This window comes from Geodermatophilus sp. SYSU D00703 (assembly GCF_054050155.1).
Window position 1 is genome coordinate 1 of the sequence record NZ_JBJGYU010000013.1, and the last position, 14,374, is coordinate 14,374.

The 14,374-nt window shown below is 74.9% G+C and carries 13 protein-coding genes; 3 read left to right on the forward strand and 10 right to left on the reverse strand.

Annotated features, from left to right (window positions below; genetic code table 11):
• Positions 1 to 42 precede the first annotated feature (42 nt).
• The 4 genes from ACI782_RS13995 to ACI782_RS14010 all read right to left on the reverse strand — a co-directional run bounded on the left by ACI782_RS13995 (position 43) and on the right by ACI782_RS14010 (position 5,362).
• The gene (locus ACI782_RS13995; RefSeq protein ID WP_456910149.1) at positions 43 to 1,095 is read right to left on the reverse strand and encodes a substrate-binding domain-containing protein; all 1,053 of its coding nucleotides are present in this window, start codon (positions 1,093 to 1,095) and stop codon (positions 43 to 45) included.
• Between the two features lie 125 nt (positions 1,096 to 1,220).
• Positions 1,221 to 2,408, reverse strand: a complete 1,188-nt coding sequence (locus ACI782_RS14000) for an ABC transporter permease (protein WP_456910151.1) — start codon at positions 2,406 to 2,408, stop codon at positions 1,221 to 1,223.
• Positions 2,405 to 3,961: a sugar ABC transporter ATP-binding protein gene (locus ACI782_RS14005; protein ID WP_456910153.1), complete on the reverse strand. Its 1,557-nt coding sequence runs from the start codon at positions 3,959 to 3,961 to the stop codon at positions 2,405 to 2,407. Before ACI782_RS14005 ends, ACI782_RS14000 begins: the two co-directional genes overlap by 4 nt.
• Before the next feature lie 237 nt (positions 3,962 to 4,198).
• Positions 4,199 to 5,362 carry an ROK family protein gene (locus tag ACI782_RS14010; RefSeq protein ID WP_456910155.1) on the reverse strand — a complete coding sequence of 388 codons (1,164 nt, stop codon included), beginning with the start codon at positions 5,360 to 5,362 and terminating at the stop codon, positions 4,199 to 4,201.
• 401 nt (positions 5,363 to 5,763) lie between these two features.
• Here ACI782_RS14010 and ACI782_RS14015 point away from each other — a divergent pair, with 401 nt between their 5' ends.
• On the forward strand, positions 5,764 to 6,219 hold the full coding sequence (locus tag ACI782_RS14015; protein WP_456910157.1) for a hypothetical protein: 456 nt from the start codon (positions 5,764 to 5,766) through the stop codon (positions 6,217 to 6,219).
• On the opposite strand, the gene ACI782_RS14020 is transcribed toward ACI782_RS14015, so the two are convergent.
• Positions 6,190 to 6,852, reverse strand: coding sequence for an alpha/beta fold hydrolase (locus tag ACI782_RS14020; RefSeq protein ID WP_456910159.1), 663 nt, complete (start codon positions 6,850 to 6,852; stop codon positions 6,190 to 6,192). The genes ACI782_RS14015 and ACI782_RS14020 overlap by 30 nt on opposite strands.
• 135 nt (positions 6,853 to 6,987) lie before the next feature.
• Between ACI782_RS14020 and ACI782_RS14025 the strand changes: the two genes are divergently transcribed.
• On the forward strand, positions 6,988 to 8,397 hold the full coding sequence (locus ACI782_RS14025; RefSeq protein ID WP_456910161.1) for an NAD(P)/FAD-dependent oxidoreductase: 1,410 nt from the start codon (positions 6,988 to 6,990) through the stop codon (positions 8,395 to 8,397).
• A 63-nt stretch (positions 8,398 to 8,460) separates the two neighbouring features.
• On the opposite strand, the gene ACI782_RS14030 is transcribed toward ACI782_RS14025, so the two are convergent.
• The 5 genes from ACI782_RS14030 to ACI782_RS14050 form a co-directional block, all read right to left on the reverse strand.
• On the reverse strand, positions 8,461 to 9,060 hold the full coding sequence (locus ACI782_RS14030) for an alpha/beta hydrolase (protein ID WP_456910163.1): 600 nt from the start codon (positions 9,058 to 9,060) through the stop codon (positions 8,461 to 8,463).
• A 134-nt stretch (positions 9,061 to 9,194) separates the two neighbouring features.
• Entirely contained in the window at positions 9,195 to 9,341 is a 147-nt protein-coding gene (locus tag ACI782_RS14035) for a hypothetical protein (RefSeq protein ID WP_456910165.1), read from the reverse strand.
• Between the two features lie 4 nt (positions 9,342 to 9,345).
• Positions 9,346 to 10,137, reverse strand: coding sequence for an SDR family NAD(P)-dependent oxidoreductase (locus ACI782_RS14040; RefSeq protein WP_456910167.1), 792 nt, complete (start codon positions 10,135 to 10,137; stop codon positions 9,346 to 9,348).
• Positions 10,138 to 10,172: 35 nt separating this feature from the next.
• Positions 10,173 to 11,309: a carboxylate-amine ligase gene (locus tag ACI782_RS14045; RefSeq protein ID WP_456910169.1), complete on the reverse strand. Its 1,137-nt coding sequence runs from the start codon at positions 11,307 to 11,309 to the stop codon at positions 10,173 to 10,175.
• Entirely contained in the window at positions 11,306 to 13,279 is a 1,974-nt protein-coding gene (locus tag ACI782_RS14050) for an alpha-amylase family protein (RefSeq protein ID WP_456910171.1), read from the reverse strand. Before ACI782_RS14050 ends, ACI782_RS14045 begins: the two co-directional genes overlap by 4 nt.
• A gap of 104 nt (positions 13,280 to 13,383) precedes the next feature.
• Here ACI782_RS14050 and ACI782_RS14055 point away from each other — a divergent pair, with 104 nt between their 5' ends.
• Positions 13,384 to 14,340, forward strand: a complete 957-nt coding sequence (locus ACI782_RS14055; protein WP_456910173.1) for a S1C family serine protease — start codon at positions 13,384 to 13,386, stop codon at positions 14,338 to 14,340.
• Positions 14,341 to 14,374 lie beyond the last annotated feature (34 nt).

A 14,374-nucleotide genomic window follows, 5' to 3' on the forward strand; every position in this document is an offset into this window, starting at 1 on the left:
GGGTCGCCGGAGCACCGGGCTCCGGCGACCCCGCGTCAGCGGTCAGGACTCGAAGGCGGCGTCGATGTACTGGTCGACGTTCTCAGCGGTGACGACCGGGGCGTCGAGCACGATCCGCTGCGGCACGCCCTGGGACGTGAGGTCGGACAGGCTCTTGCCCTGCGCGATGAGCCGGGCGAGCGCGATCCCGTCCGCAGCCTGGGTGTGCGGGTAGATGACGGTCGCCTGGAGCACCGAGTCGCCGGACTGGATCTCGCGCATCGCGTTCGCCGAGCCCGCGCCGCCGACCATGAAGAACTCGCTGCGGCCGGCGTTGTTGATGGCGGCCAGGACGCCGACACCCTGGTCGTCGTCGTGGTTCCAGATGGCGTCGATCTGCGGCGCGGCCTGCAGCAGGTTGGCCGCGGCCTCCTCGCCGCCCTCGACGGTGAAGTCCGCCGCCACCCGGTTGTCGACGTTGAGGCCGCACTCGGTCAGCGCGTCGGCGAAGCCCTGGCTGCGGTCCTGCGTCAGCGGCAGCGAGTCGATGCCGGCGATCTCCGCGACGACCGCGTCGGGCTGGTCGCCCAACTGCTCGCAGATGTACTGGCCGGCCGAGACACCCATGCCGTAGTTGTCGCCGAGGACGGTGCCCTGGGCGGCGAACGGGCTGTTGAACTCGCGGTCGACGTTGATGACCGGGATGCCGGCCTCCATGGCCCGCAGCGCGACGGGGGTCAGAGCGGCGCCGTCGAAGGGCAGCAGCACGATGGCGTCGACGCCCTCGTTGATGAACGTCTCCACCTGGCTGATCTGGGTGCTGACGTCGTTGGTGCCCTCGGCGATGCTCAGCTCGACGTCCTCGTAACGCTCGGCCTCGGCCTGCGCGGCCTGGCTGATGCCCGCCATCCAGCCGTGGTCGGCGGCCGGCGCGGAGAAGCCGATGCGGACCGTCTCGCCGGCCTCGTCGTTGGGGCTGGCGGCGTTGTTGCCGCCCTCTCCCCCGGAGCTCTCCGGGGTGTTGCTGGTGCAGCCGGCCACGAGGGCGCCGGCACCGACCAGGGCGATCGCGGTGTAGGACAGGCGGCGGAACGGACGCTGCCTCGCTGCGGACATGTTCTCTCCTCGGATGGGCCTCCCTGGCTGCTGTGGCCAGGTGGTCTGTCGGGTGCTGGTGCGCCCAACGGGCCGGGAGCCCGGTGGGGTGGTGCGGACCGGTGCGCGCCCCCGCGGCGCACCGGTCACGTCGAGGGGCGGTCCGGTGCCGCGCCGGGGCCGGTCCCGCCGGGACCGCCGTCCGCCGTGGTCCCGCCGGACGCCGTGCCGGACGGCGCTCCCGCCACGGCCGGGGTGCCGGCCGCGGGTCTGCCCGCGGTCGGGCGGCGGAAGCTGAAGCCGCCGGTGGCCAGGCGCTGCTGCAGCAGGACGGCGAGCACGATGATCACGCCGCGGGCGACCGCCTGCGCCGAGCTGGAGAGGTTGTTCAGCGTGAAGACGTTGCCGAGCGTGGTGAAGATCAGCACGCCCAGGACGGTGCCGACGATGGTGCCGCGGCCGCCGATGAGCAGCGTGCCGCCGATGACCACCGCGGCGATCGCGTCGAGCTCGTAGAGGGTGCCGTGCGTGGAGCTGCCGGTCGTCGTCCGGGCCATGATCATGACCGCGGCGATCCCGCAGGTGATGCCGGACAGGACGTACAGCTTGACCGTGTGCCGCTGCACGCGGATGCCGGCCAGCCGCGCGGCCTCGGCGTTGCCGCCGACGGCGAAGGTGCGCCGGCCGAACGTGGTGCGGTTGAGCAGCACCCAGCCCGCGATCGCGACCAGCGCGAAGATGATCACCAGCGTCGGGACGCCGAGGATGCTGCCGGCGAAGAAGTCGAGGAAGGCGCGGTCCTGGATGATCTGCGTCCGCCGGTTGGCGATGATCTCCGCCAGCCCGCGGGCCGCGGCGAGCATGGCCAGGGTCGCGATGAAGGCCGCCAGCTTGCCGTAGGCGATCACCACGCCGTTGATCAGCCCGGCGACCGAGGCGACGACGATCGCGGTGAAGACCATGACGATCCAGTGGACGTCCTCGGCCATCTGCTGGGTGGCCAGCGTGGTGGCCCAGACCGAGGCCAGGGCGACCAGCGCGCCGACCGACAGGTCGATGCCGCCACCGATGATCACGAACGTCATCCCGATGCTGACCACGCCGATGACGGCGGCCAGCCGCAGGATCGTCAGCACGTTGTCGACGCTGGCGAACCGGTCGCCGGCGGTGATCACGCCGACGATGCACAGGATCACCAGCGCGACGACCAGACCGAGGTTGCGGCCGACCGGGCCGGACATGAAGCCCGGTCCCCCGCCGTTCCGGCCGCGCGCCGCCGGGCCCGCGGCCGCGCCGGCCGCTCCCCCCGTCGTCGCGGTGGTGCTCCCGCTCATGCCACGTCCCCTTCGTGCTGGGTTGTTCCGGGAAGGGGGGCGCCCCGGTGGCCGATCCCCTCCATGACCAGGTCGAGCACGCGGTGCTCGTCGAGCGCGTCGGCCGGTTCCTCGGCGAGCACCCGGCCCTCCGCGACGACGAGGACGCGGTCGGCCATCCCGAGGACCTCCGGGATCTCGCTGGAGACCACGACGACCGCGACGCCGCGGTCGGCCAGGTCGCGCACCAGCGCGTAGATCTCCGACCGGGCGCCGACGTCCACGCCGCGGGTGGGCTCGTCGAGCAGCAGCACCCGGCAGTCGCGCAGCAGCCAGCGGGCCAGGACGACCTTCTGCTGGTTGCCGCCGGACAGGGTGCGGACCTCGCGGTCGACGTCGGCGGGCCGCACGTCCAGCGACTCGACCTGCTGCCGGGCGGCGTCCTTCTCCGACGCCCCGGACAGGAAGCCGGCGCGGGCGAAGCGGGCCAGGCTGGAGATGCTGATGTTGCGGTAGACCGACTCGCCGAGCAGCAGGGCCTGGCTCTTGCGCTCCTCCGGGGCCAGCCCCACCCCCGCGGCCACCGCGCCGCCCACGTCCCCGGGGCGCAGCCGGCGACCGCCCACCCGGACGGTGCCGGCGGTGGCGTGCCGGGCACCGAAGACGGTCTCGAGGATCTCCGACCGGCCGGAGCCGACCAGGCCGGCCAGGCCCACGATCTCGCCGGGGCGGACGGTGAAGGACACGTCGTCGAACGAGTCGCGCAGGCCGAGCCCCTCGACCTCGAGCAGCGGGGCCTCGTCCGTGCGCGGCCGCGCCGCCCGCTCCGGGAAGACGTACTCGATGGTCCGGCCGGTCATCAGCGTGATGACGTCACGGGTCGGCGTCTCGCGGGCCGGGAGGCCGGTGGCGACCGTGCGGCCGTCCTTGAGCACGGTGATCCGGTCGCCGATCGCGCGGATCTCCTCGAGCCGGTGGGAGATGTAGACGACGGCGACGTCGGAGGCCTGCAGGTCGCGGATGACCGCGAAGAGGCGCTCCACCTCCTCGTTGTCGAGGACGGCGGAGGGCTCGTCCATGATGATCAGCTTCGCGTCCTGGGACAGCGCCCGGGCGATGCTGACCATCTGCTGCGCGGCGGCCGACAGCGACCCGACCTCCGCGGTCGGCCGGATCTCCGGGTGGCCCAGCCGGGTGAGCAGAGCACTGGCGGCCCGGTTGGCCTCGGCGGGGCGGGTGATGCCCAGCCGGGAGAACTCCCGCCCCAGGAAGACGTTGTCGGCGACGGTCAGCCCGGCCACCAGGTCCAGCTCCTGGTAGATGGTGGCGATGCCCAGCGCCATGGCGGCCTGGGGCGTGGCCAGGTCGACTTGATCGCCCCGCCAGGCGATGCGCCCGGCGTCGGGCTGGTGCGCGCCGGCCAGGACCTTGATCAACGTCGACTTGCCGGCGCCGTTCTGGCCGAGGAGGCAGTGCACCTCCCCCGCACGGACGTCGAGGTCGACGCCGTCGAGCGCCCGGACCCCCGGGAAGCTCTTGACGATGCCCTGCATCTCCAGCAGCGGGGCGGTCACGACCGGCTCCCGACGGAGTGTGGAGGAGGGACCGAGGACACGGCGTCACCACCCGGACTTTTGCTCAGCACTGATCATTAGTCGGTTCAGGGGGCAACATATGTCCGGGCGCCGGTGTGGTCAATGCCACCTCCGCGGTGTTTCCGCGGTGTTGCCGAACCGAGACGTTCCGCCGGTGCGGGCCGACGGCAGAGGGTGCGCGACACGCCCGCGGGTGCGCGGCGGTGCCGGAGGGCCCTAGCGCGCCAGGGCCTGGACGGAGTCCTCGTCGAGATAGCCCTCGATCGCCATCAGTGCCGCGCCGATCCGGCCCGACAGGTCCGGGGCCTCGCTGACCGTGATCTCCAGCGCGCGGGCGGCCAGCGGCATCGACCGGCGGTAGACGGCCTCGCGGATGCCGGCGAGCAGCGGTACGCCGGCCCGGGCCACGCCGCCGGTCACCACGATGCGGTGCGGGTTGAAGAAGTTGACCAGCGCCGCGAGCACGGTGCCGATGGTCCGGCCGGCGTCGCGGACCAGCTCCAGCGCGGGGCCGTTGCCCTGGGCCGCCAGCTCGACGAGCTGCCGCGTCGTGGTCACCGGCAGCCCCGCCGCGACGGCGTCACGCAGAAGCGCCCCGCCGCCGGCGATCGCCTCGAGGCAGTTCTCCTGGCCGCAGCGGCAGACGACGGTGCGCCCGTCGGGCTGGGCGACGTGGATGTGCCCGATGTCCCCGGCGCTGCCCTGCGCGCCGCGGTAGACCCGGCCCTCGACGACGACGCCGCAGCCGATGCCGGTGCCGACCTTGACGACGAGCACGTCCTGGTCGGACCCGCCGACGCCCATCTCGCCGAGGGCCATGACGTTGACGTCGTTGTCGACGAAGACCGGGCACCGGTACCGACCGAAGGCGCTGGGGATCGGGTGGTCGTGCCAGCCCGGCATGATCGGTGGGTGGGACGGCCGTCCGGTCGAGTGCTCCACCGGGCCGGGCACGCCCACGCCGACGGCGCACACGTCGGCCGGCGTCAACCCGGCCTCGGCGAGCACCTTCTCCGCCAGCCGGTCGACCTCGGCGAGCACGGGCCCGGGCCCCTCGGCGACGTCGATCTCGTGACCGGCGGTGGCGAGGACCTCCGCGGACAGGTCGGTGACCGCGACGTCCACGCTGGTGACGCCGAGGTCGACGGCGAGCACGCACCCGGCGCGGCTGTTGAACTGCAGGAGGGTCGGTGGCCGCCCGCCCGTGCTCCAGCCGCGCCCGCCCTCCTCGAGGAGGTTGGCCGCGATCAGCTGGTCGACCCGGGCGCTGACCGTGTTCCGCGACGCACCGGTGAGCGCGACGAGGTCGGCGCGGCTGTGCGCCCGGCCGGCGCGCACGTGACGCAGCAGCGCTCCGGCGGAGGCAGAGGTGTGCGCCATGTGGCCATGGTGACACGGACGGGCACGCCCTCCCGGTGTCCGCAGCCGCGGCCTCCCTCGCGACCCGTCGTCCGCCCGTGGCCGGGTGTCCACCGACACGACCCCTCCGGGCTCCCCGACGTCACCCGGCGGGTCCGACCCGGCACGACCCGAGGAGCCCCGTGTCCGAGCTCCTGCTCGCCGTGCTACCCGAGGCGGTCGTGGCCGCTCTCATCGCCCTGCTGGTCGCGGGCGTCGAGCGCGTGTTCGGCACCGCCGCGGCCTGACGCTCCGGCCGCGGGTGGCCGGGACGGTTGCCCGGGCCCCGGTCGGCGAGTAGGCATGGCCCCTCCACGCCGCGCCGCCGGGACGGAGCACGCGGGCCCCGCCGGCGGCCGACCCGGACGCCGGGAGGAACCGGGATGACCGAGACCAGGCAACCGCGGAGCACCACGGTGCGGGAGCAGCCAGGGGCGACCGGCCGCGCGGCGGTGCCCGAGCCGAGGGCCGGCGAGACGGCTCCCCAGGTCCAGGTGCCGCGCACCATCACCGTTCGGCTGCCGCTCGTCACCATCACGATCGGCCCCCAGCCCGGCGGCCCTGCGACGGCGAGCGCGACACCCGCACCGACCGCGGCGTCCGCGCCGACACAGCCGGGCGGCACCCTCCAGAAGGCCGTGTTCTACGGCGGCGTCGCGGCCGCCGGTGCGCTCGGCGCCATCGAGTGGCCGGTGGCGGTGGCGGTGGCGGCCGGCACGTGGGTCGCGCAGCACACGGCACCGGTCGCCGGCCGGCTCACCGGGCGGCCCGCGCCGCGGCCGATGGCGCAGGGGGAGCCGGCCGGGCCGTCACCCGACCCGGACGCCGCCGGAGGCTGACGCCTCCCTGAGCACGGCCGCCACCTCTCGCGGGTGGGTCTGCACGGTCATGTGCGCCGCGCCGCGCACCTCGACCAGCCGGCCGAGCGGTGCGGCCGCGGCCACGGTGCCGGCCCAGTCGCGCGGGCAGAGCCGGTCACGCGTGCCGCGGACGACGGTCACCGGCACCCGGACCCCGCGCAGCCGGACGTCGATCCGGTCCGGCGCGGCCGCCCGCCACAGCTCACGCATGGCCCGTTGACCGGTGTGCACCCACTGGGCGAGGACCAGCGGCAGCTGCCACCACGGCTCGCGCAGCGCCGTCCCGAGCCAGCGCCGGGCCAGCGCCGGGAACGCCCGCAGCCGGGGGTCGGTGGTGGGCCCGAGCAGCACGAGCCCCGCCACCCGCGGGTCGGCCGCGGCGGCGGCCACCACCTGGCAGCTCTGCGAGTGACCGACCAGCAGCACCGGCCCGGGTCCGAGCACGTCCCGCAGCCGCGCCGCCAGCTCCTCCAGCGGCGGGACCGGCGCGGCGCAGCCCATGCCGGGCAGGACGACGACGTCGCCGGGGAGCAGCCGGCGCAGCCGCGCGGAGGAGCGGGCGTCGAGGCCCAGCCCGGGGACGAGCACCGGCCGGACTGCGGGGACCACCACGTCGAACGGTCTACCTCTCGCCCGCGTGAGGCGCCGCTCGGCGGGTAGGGCCAGACTGTGGCCTGCCTCCCTCGGGGCCGCACACGGTTCCGAGACGCCGGGATGGGAGACTCATTCGTCATGACGACATCACCTGTGACTGACCCCGTCGGCACCCCCCCGTCCGGCCGTCCCAGGGTCGTCATCATCGGCTCGGGGTTCGGCGGGCTGTTCGCCGCCCAGGCGCTGAGGAAGGCGCCGGTCGACGTCACCATCATCGGCAAGACCAGCCACCACCTGTTCCAGCCGCTGCTCTACCAGGTGGCCACCGGCATCCTCAGCGAGGGCGAGATCGCCCCGCCCACCCGCGAGATCCTGCGCGGCCAGAGGAACGCCCGGGTGGTGCTCGGCGAGGTCACCGACATCGACCTGACGGGCCGCACCGTCACCTCGACGATCCTCGGCCGCCGGACCGTGCACCCCTACGACGAGCTGATCGTCGCCGCCGGTGCCGGGCAGTCGTACTTCGGCAACGACCGGTTCGCCGAGTTCGCCCCCGGCATGAAGAGCATCGACGACGCCCTGGAGCTGCGCGGGCGGATCTTCGGGGCGTTCGAGCTGGCGGAGCTGGCCACCGACCCGGCCGAGGTCGACCGGCTGCTCACCTTCGTGGTGGTCGGCGCCGGCCCCACCGGGGTGGAGATGGCCGGGCAGATCGCCGAGCTGGCCCACCGCACGCTGCACCGCGACTTCCGCTCCATCGACCCGACGCAGGCGCGGGTCATCCTGCTCGACGCCGCGCCCGCGGTCCTGCCGTCGTTCGGGGAGAAGCTCGGTGACCGCGCGCGCCGTCAGCTCAACCGGATCGGCGTCGAGGTGCAGCTGGGCGCGATGGTCACCAACGTCGACGCCGACGGCCTCGAGGTCAAGGACGCCGACGGGCAGGCCCGGCGCATCCAGGCGGCCACCAAGATCTGGGCCGCCGGCGTCCAGGCCTCCCCGCTGGGCCGGATGCTCGGCGAGCAGTCCGGCGCCGACGTCGACCGCGCCGGCCGGGTCGCGGTGCAGCCGGACCTGACCCTGCCCGGGCACCCCGAGGTGCACGTCGTCGGCGACATGATGAGCCTGGACAAGCTGCCCGGCGTCGCGCAGGTCGCCATCCAGGGTGGCCGGTACGCCGCCGACCAGATCAAGCGCAAGCTCTCCGGTCGCGAGCCCCGGGGCCCGTTCCAGTACACGGACAAGGGCTCGATGGCGACCATCTCCCGGTTCTCCGCGGTCGCCGACATCTCGAAGTTCAAGTTCGAGGGCTTCACCGCGTGGGTGCTGTGGCTGGTCGTGCACCTGATGTACATCGTCGGGTTCAAGAACCGGCTCACCACGGTGCTGCACTGGATGGTGAGCTTCCTGGGCCGCGGCCGGGCCGAGCGGGTCGCCACCCAGCAGCAGGTCTACGGCCGGCTGGCACTGGAGCACCTGGGGCCGGGCTTCTCGGTGTCGAAGACCGGCGGCCCCAAGAACGACGTCGCGGCCGACGAGGACGTCACCGAGCGCCGGTCCGCCTGAGGAAGGACCCCGTCCTCCCCACCCCTCGCAGGCTCGGGGCGGCACCCGGGACGGGGCCGCAGGTCAGCGAGCGCCGTCCAGCCAGTGGCCGAGCGCGGCGGCGACCAGGTCGGGGGTCACCACGTGGCCGCCGTCGAACTCCTCGTAGGTGACGTCGTAGCCGGCGTCGACCAGCATCCGGGACACCCGCCGGCCGCACGGGTCGACCGGCAGCACGCGGTCGGCGGTCCCGTGGGAGATCCAGACGCGCGGTCGCCCCTCGTGCCCGGGCGCCGCGACGAAGCCCGGCGAGAAGGCCAGGACGGCGTCGACGAGGTCCCCGTTGGCCAGCCCGAGGGACAGCGCGTAGGACGCGCCGTCGGAGAACCCGCCGACGGCGACCCGGCTCACCGGCACAGCGGCGAAGACCCGCTCGAGCGCGGCGTCGAGCAGCGCGACGTCCCGGCCCAGTCCCCCGGCGAGGAGGTCCCACGTGCGGCCCACCGACGTGGTCGCCAGCACGAGCACGCCCCGCCGCGCGGCGACGTCGCCGACCGCCGCGAGACCCTGGGCCGCGGTGCCCCCGGCGCCGTGGCAGAACACCAGCAGGGGCCGCGGGCCGGGCGCGCCGTCCGGCACCGCCAGCAGGGCCTCGGCCCGCGCGTCCAGGCCGAGCGGGACCACTCCCGCGGGGAACGACCGCCCGGGGACCGTGGCCGACGGCCGGCTCTGCAGGCGGCCGTCCGCGGCCGGCCGTACGGCCCCCCGCAGGGTCCCGCCGCGAGCCTGCGAGGGGTGGGGGGACGGGGGGTCCTGCATCAGACCACGTGGGCGAGGGCCGGCACGTGGCCCTCGCTGGCCTCGCCCGTCGCCACGATCCGGGCGTCCCCGACCCGCTCCAGCAGCGGGTCGAGGTCGACCGGGTCCCGCAGCGGGAGGGCGAGGTCGCGGACTCCCTCGGTCACGACGTCACTCCGCGCTCCCGGGTTCGGCCATCTGCCGGTGCGCCTTGCTCTTGAGCCGGTCGGGGAGGACGTCGTTGGCCAGCGCCTGGGCCTTGGTCTTCAGCGACCCGGCGACGACCTTGTCCTCGCCCTTCATCAGCGCTTCGAACCCCTGCTTCGCGACCTGCGCCGGATCGTCCTTCGTCCCGGCGCCGACCTTGGTGTCCTCCATCTCGGCGCGGTCGAAGAACTCGGTGTCGGTGGGCCCGGGCATCAGCGAGGTGACGGTGACCGCGCTGTCCTCGAGCTCCTCCACCAGCGCCTCGGCGAAGGACTGGATGAACGACTTCGACGCGTTGTAGACCGCCTGGAACGACCCGGGCATCGTCGAGGCGATCGACGAGGTGAACAGCACCCGGCCCTCGTTGCGGGCCACCATGTCGCGCAGCACGAGCTTGGCCAGCCGCACCGTCGAGGTGACGTTCAGGTCGATGATCGCGAGCTCCTTCTCGAGCTCGTTCTCGACGAAGGGGCCGCCCTGCCCGACGCCGGCGTTGAGCGCGGCGGCGGCCAGCGGGCGCCCGGTGGCCTGGACGGCGGCCCAGACGGCCTCCACGCCGGCGATGGTGCGCAGGTCGGCCCGGACCTCCTGGACCGTCGTCCCGGACTCCCGGAGCTGCGCGGCCGCGGGGGTCAGCTCGGCGTCCTCGGCGTTGACGACGAGGTCGAAGCCGGCGCCGGCGAACTGGCGGGCCAGTTCGAGGCCGATCCCGCTGGAGGCTCCGGTCACGAGGGCGAGGGGGCGCGGTTCCGTCATGGCCCTCCCCTACCCGGGTCGTCGCAGGCCACGCGTCAGCCGTCGCCGACCGCGCTGTCCCTGACCAGCTCCGCGGCCACCGCCCGCAGGTCCCCGGTCGCCTGCCAGGTCCGCCGCTGCCGGGCCGCCGAGGTCCCCCGCCGCTCCAGCCGGACCAGCAGCCGCGCGACCTCGTCCTCCTCGTCGTGGACCCGGAGGTCGTCGGCGAGCTCGGCGAGCAGCCGGTCGACGGCGGTCCGCGCCGGCACCGGCTCACCGCGGACCGGGTCGTAGAGCTCCCCGCCGAGGCCGTCCTTCGCCGCCCGCCAGCGGGCCGCGCGCAGCAGCTCGGGCCGCACCTCGGGCACCGGCTCGCCGCGCTCGGTCCGGCCGGCGAGCACGCGCACGAGCGAGCGGGCGAGGGCGGCGTGCAGGACGGCGTCGTCGAGCGCGGTGCACACGTCGGCGAGCCGGAACTCGACCGTGGGATAGCGGGTCGAGGGGCGCAGGTCCCAGTAGAGGTGCCGGGCGTCGCTGATGACGCCCCCGCGCACCAGGGCGTCGACGACCGCGCGGTAGCGGTCCGCGCTGCCGAGGTGCTCGGGCGGCCCGGCGTTGGGCCAGCGCGACCACCACGGCGTGCGGAAGCTGTCGTATCCGGTGTCGTCGCCGTCGTGGAACGGCGAGCTGCCGGTCATGGCCAGCAGCACCGGCAGGTAGGGCCGCGCGCGGTCCATCACGGCCACGGCCGTCTCCAGGTCCGGGACGCCGACGTGCACGTGGCAGCCGCAGATGTCCTGCTGGCGGGCGAGGACCGCCCAGCGGGCCACCATCTCGTCGTACCGCCGGTCGGGCGTGATCGGCTGGTCGCGCCAGGAGCCGAACGGGTGCGTGGAGGCGGCCAGGACCGCCAGCCCACCGCGGGCCGCCGCAGCCGCGACCTCGGTGCGCGTGGTGACCAGCGCGGCGCGCAGCTCGGCGAGGGTCGTGCACACGCCGGTCGCCGTCTCCAGCTGGGTCGTCGCGATCTCGGCGTGGACGTGCGCGCCCGCGGTGCCGGCGAGGGCCGCGGCGGCGACCTCCGGCGCCGGGGTCAGCGCGAGGGTCGCCGGGTCGACGAGGTGGAACTCCTCCTCCACGCCCAGCGTGTCCCCGGCCGCCGGGGACGGCGGCGAGCCGGCGGGTCCGGTCACGGCTCGGCGAACCAGGCGAAGCCGAGGCCGGGGACGACCAGGCGGCCGTCGCGGACGTCGAGGGGGCCGTCGCTGCCGTGCACCAGCGGGAAGGTGCCGAAGCCGGTGACGGTGTCGGCGTCCACCTCCTGCGGCTCGGGGCTGACGTTGGCCAGCCCCACGAAGGTGCCGCTGCGCGGGTGCCGCCGCGACCAGGCCAGCACCGCGTCGCTGCCGGCGTCCAGGAGCACCGACTCGACACCGCCGCGCAGCGCCAGGACCGACCGGCGCACCTCCCCCAGCCGCCGGATCCGCGCGAACACCCGGCCCTCGAGCGTGGTGGGGTCGCCCCGGCGGGCCGCGGCGGCCCAGTCCATCGGCGGCCGGTGCATCCAGCGGTTGTCCGGTGCCCGCTCGGGGTCGGCGAGGTAGCCGGTGTCGTTGCGCAGGGCCAGCTCGTCGCCCATGTACAGCAGCGGGATCCCGCCGAAGCCGTAGACCACCGAGTACAGCAGCACCAGCCGCCGGATCCCGGCCTCCAGGGCCTCGTCGTCCCCGTCGGCCAGGGCCTGCTCGATGCCGCACAGCGAGGCTGCGGAGCCGGAGATCCGCGCGTCGCCGGTGACCTCGTTCTCCTGGAACAGCGCCCCGCGGGCGAAGGAGCCGGGAAACCGGCCGGAGTAGAAGTCGTTGAGGAACCGCCGGTGGGCGAACCCGTCGAGGCCGGCGGCCGCGGCGTCCTCGTCGGTCACCGCCCAGCCGATGTCGTCGTGGCCGCGCACGTAGGTGACCCAGGTGGAGCTGGGCGGGATCGGCCGCATCCGGCCCAGCGCGGCCCGGGCCAGCCGGACGTCCCGGGTGGCGAGGCTGCTCCACAGCAGCACCATGAGCGAGTTGTGGTAGGCCAGCTCGCACTCGGGCCGGAAGCGGTCGTGCCCACCGAGGTAGGGCACCAGGTCGTCGGGCGACACGATCGCCTCGGCCTTGAAGACGACGCCGGGGGCGGCCAGCCGGGTCAGCGCGTGCAGCAGCTGCAGCAGCGAGTGGGTCTCCGGCAGGTTCTGGCACGAGGTGCCCAGCCGCTTCCACATGAACGGGACGGCGTCCATGCGGAAGACGTCGACCCCGCGGTTGGCCAGCCAGGTGATCTCGCCGAGCATCGCCAGGGCGACCTCGGGGTTCGAGTAGTCGAGGTCCCACTGGTAGGGCCAGAACGTCGTCCAGACCCAGCCGCCCGCACCGCCGCAGGCCTCGGGCACCCAGCTGAACGACCCCGGCGCCCGGTCCGGGAAGACCTCCGGGATGGTCGCGTCGTAGGCGTCGGGCAGCGTGCGGTCGGGGAAGGCGGTGTAGAAGCCGGCGCGGTCGGGGTCGCCGGCCAGCCAGCCCTGGGCCCAGGGGTGCTCCCGCGCGGTGTGGTTGAGCACGAGGTCGATGCACAGGCCCATGTCCCGCTCGTGCAGCGCGGCGGCGACCCGCTCCAGGTCGGCCATCGTGCCCAGCCGGGGGTCCACGGCGCGGTAGTCGGCCACCGCGTACCCGCCGTCGTTCTCACCGGGTCGGGGTCGCAGCAGCGGCATGAGGTGCAGGTAGGTGGTGCCCAGCTCGGCGAGGTGGTCGAGGTGGTCGGGCAGCCGGTCGAGGGTGCCGCAGAAGCGGTCGACGTAGCAGACGTAGCCCTGCACCCGCGCCCGCTGGAACCACCCCGGGTCGATCTCCCGGCGGCGGTCGGTGCGCCGCAGCTGCTCGGGTCGCTCGGCCGCGGCGGCCAGGACGACGCGCAGCGCCCGCTCGTACAGGTCGTCGGCGGCGTCCCCGTAGAGCTCCGCGAGCGGCTCCCCGACGTCGAACACGGCGAGGTCGGCGCGGGCGAGGAAGGCGTCGCCCTCGGCCTCCCCGAGCGCGGCGACCGCCTCCTTCGCCACCCGCGGCCGCAGTGCAGCCCAGGACCGTGCCGCCGCCGCCCTGCGGTCGGCCGCCGAGACCGTCATCGGCCCAGTATCGGGGCGGTGTTCGCCCACGGCATGACGCCCGCCACAGCGGCGCCGGGAGGGGTTCACTGGTGCCTGTAAGCGTGTAATCGAGGAGGTCTGCCATGAGCCTGCTCCCGAGCTCGTCCGCCGAGGGCTCCACGGACGGCGTCGCGCTGGACGCCTACTCCCGCGTCGTCACCGCCGTCGCGGCCGAGCTGACCCCGCACGTGGCCGCGCTGCAGGTCACCAGCGGGGGTGCGGGCTCAGCGGTCGTCGTCCCCGGCGACGGGCTGATGCTGACCAACGCGCACGTCGTCGGCCGGGCCCGCCGCGGCCGCGCCGTCTTCAGCGACGGCAGCGAGGCCGACGTCGACGTCGTGGGTGCCGACCCCCTGTCGGACCTCGCGGTCGTCCGTGCGCACTCGGCGACGCCCCCGCCGGCGGAGCTCGGGGACGCCGCCGGGCTCCGCGTGGGCCAGCTGGTCGTCGCGGTGGGCAACCCGCTGGGCCTGGCCGGCTCGGTCACCGCCGGCGTGGTCAGTGGACTGGGCCGCTCCCTGCCCACCCGCGACGGCCGGACGGCACGGGTGGTCGAGGACGTCATCCAGACCGACGCGGCGCTCAACCCGGGCAACTCCGGCGGGGCGCTGGCCGACTCCGCCGGCCGGGTCGTCGGCATCAACACCGCCGTCGCCGGCTGGGGGCTGGGGCTGGCGGTGCCGATCAACGACACGACCCGGCGGATCGTCGCCGCGCTGACCGAGGACGGCCGGGTGCGCCGCGCGTTCCTGGGGCTGGTGAGCACCCCCGCTCCCCTGCCGGCACCCCTGGCGGAGCGCACCGGTCGCCGGCGGGGACTGCGGGTCGTCGACGTCGTCCCGGGCTCGCCGGCCGACCGGGCCGGGCTCAAGGCCGGGGACCTGGTGCTCGAGGCCGGACGGCGGCCGGTCGCCGAGGCGCAGAGCCTGCAGCGGTTGCTGTTCGACGAGGCGATCGGCCGGTCCCTGCCGGTGACCGTGTACCGGCGGGGCGCGATGGTCGACGTCATCACGGTGCCCACGGAGCTGACCGGCGGGTGAGCGCCTCCCCCGATGGGGGGCGGGCCGTTCCGCT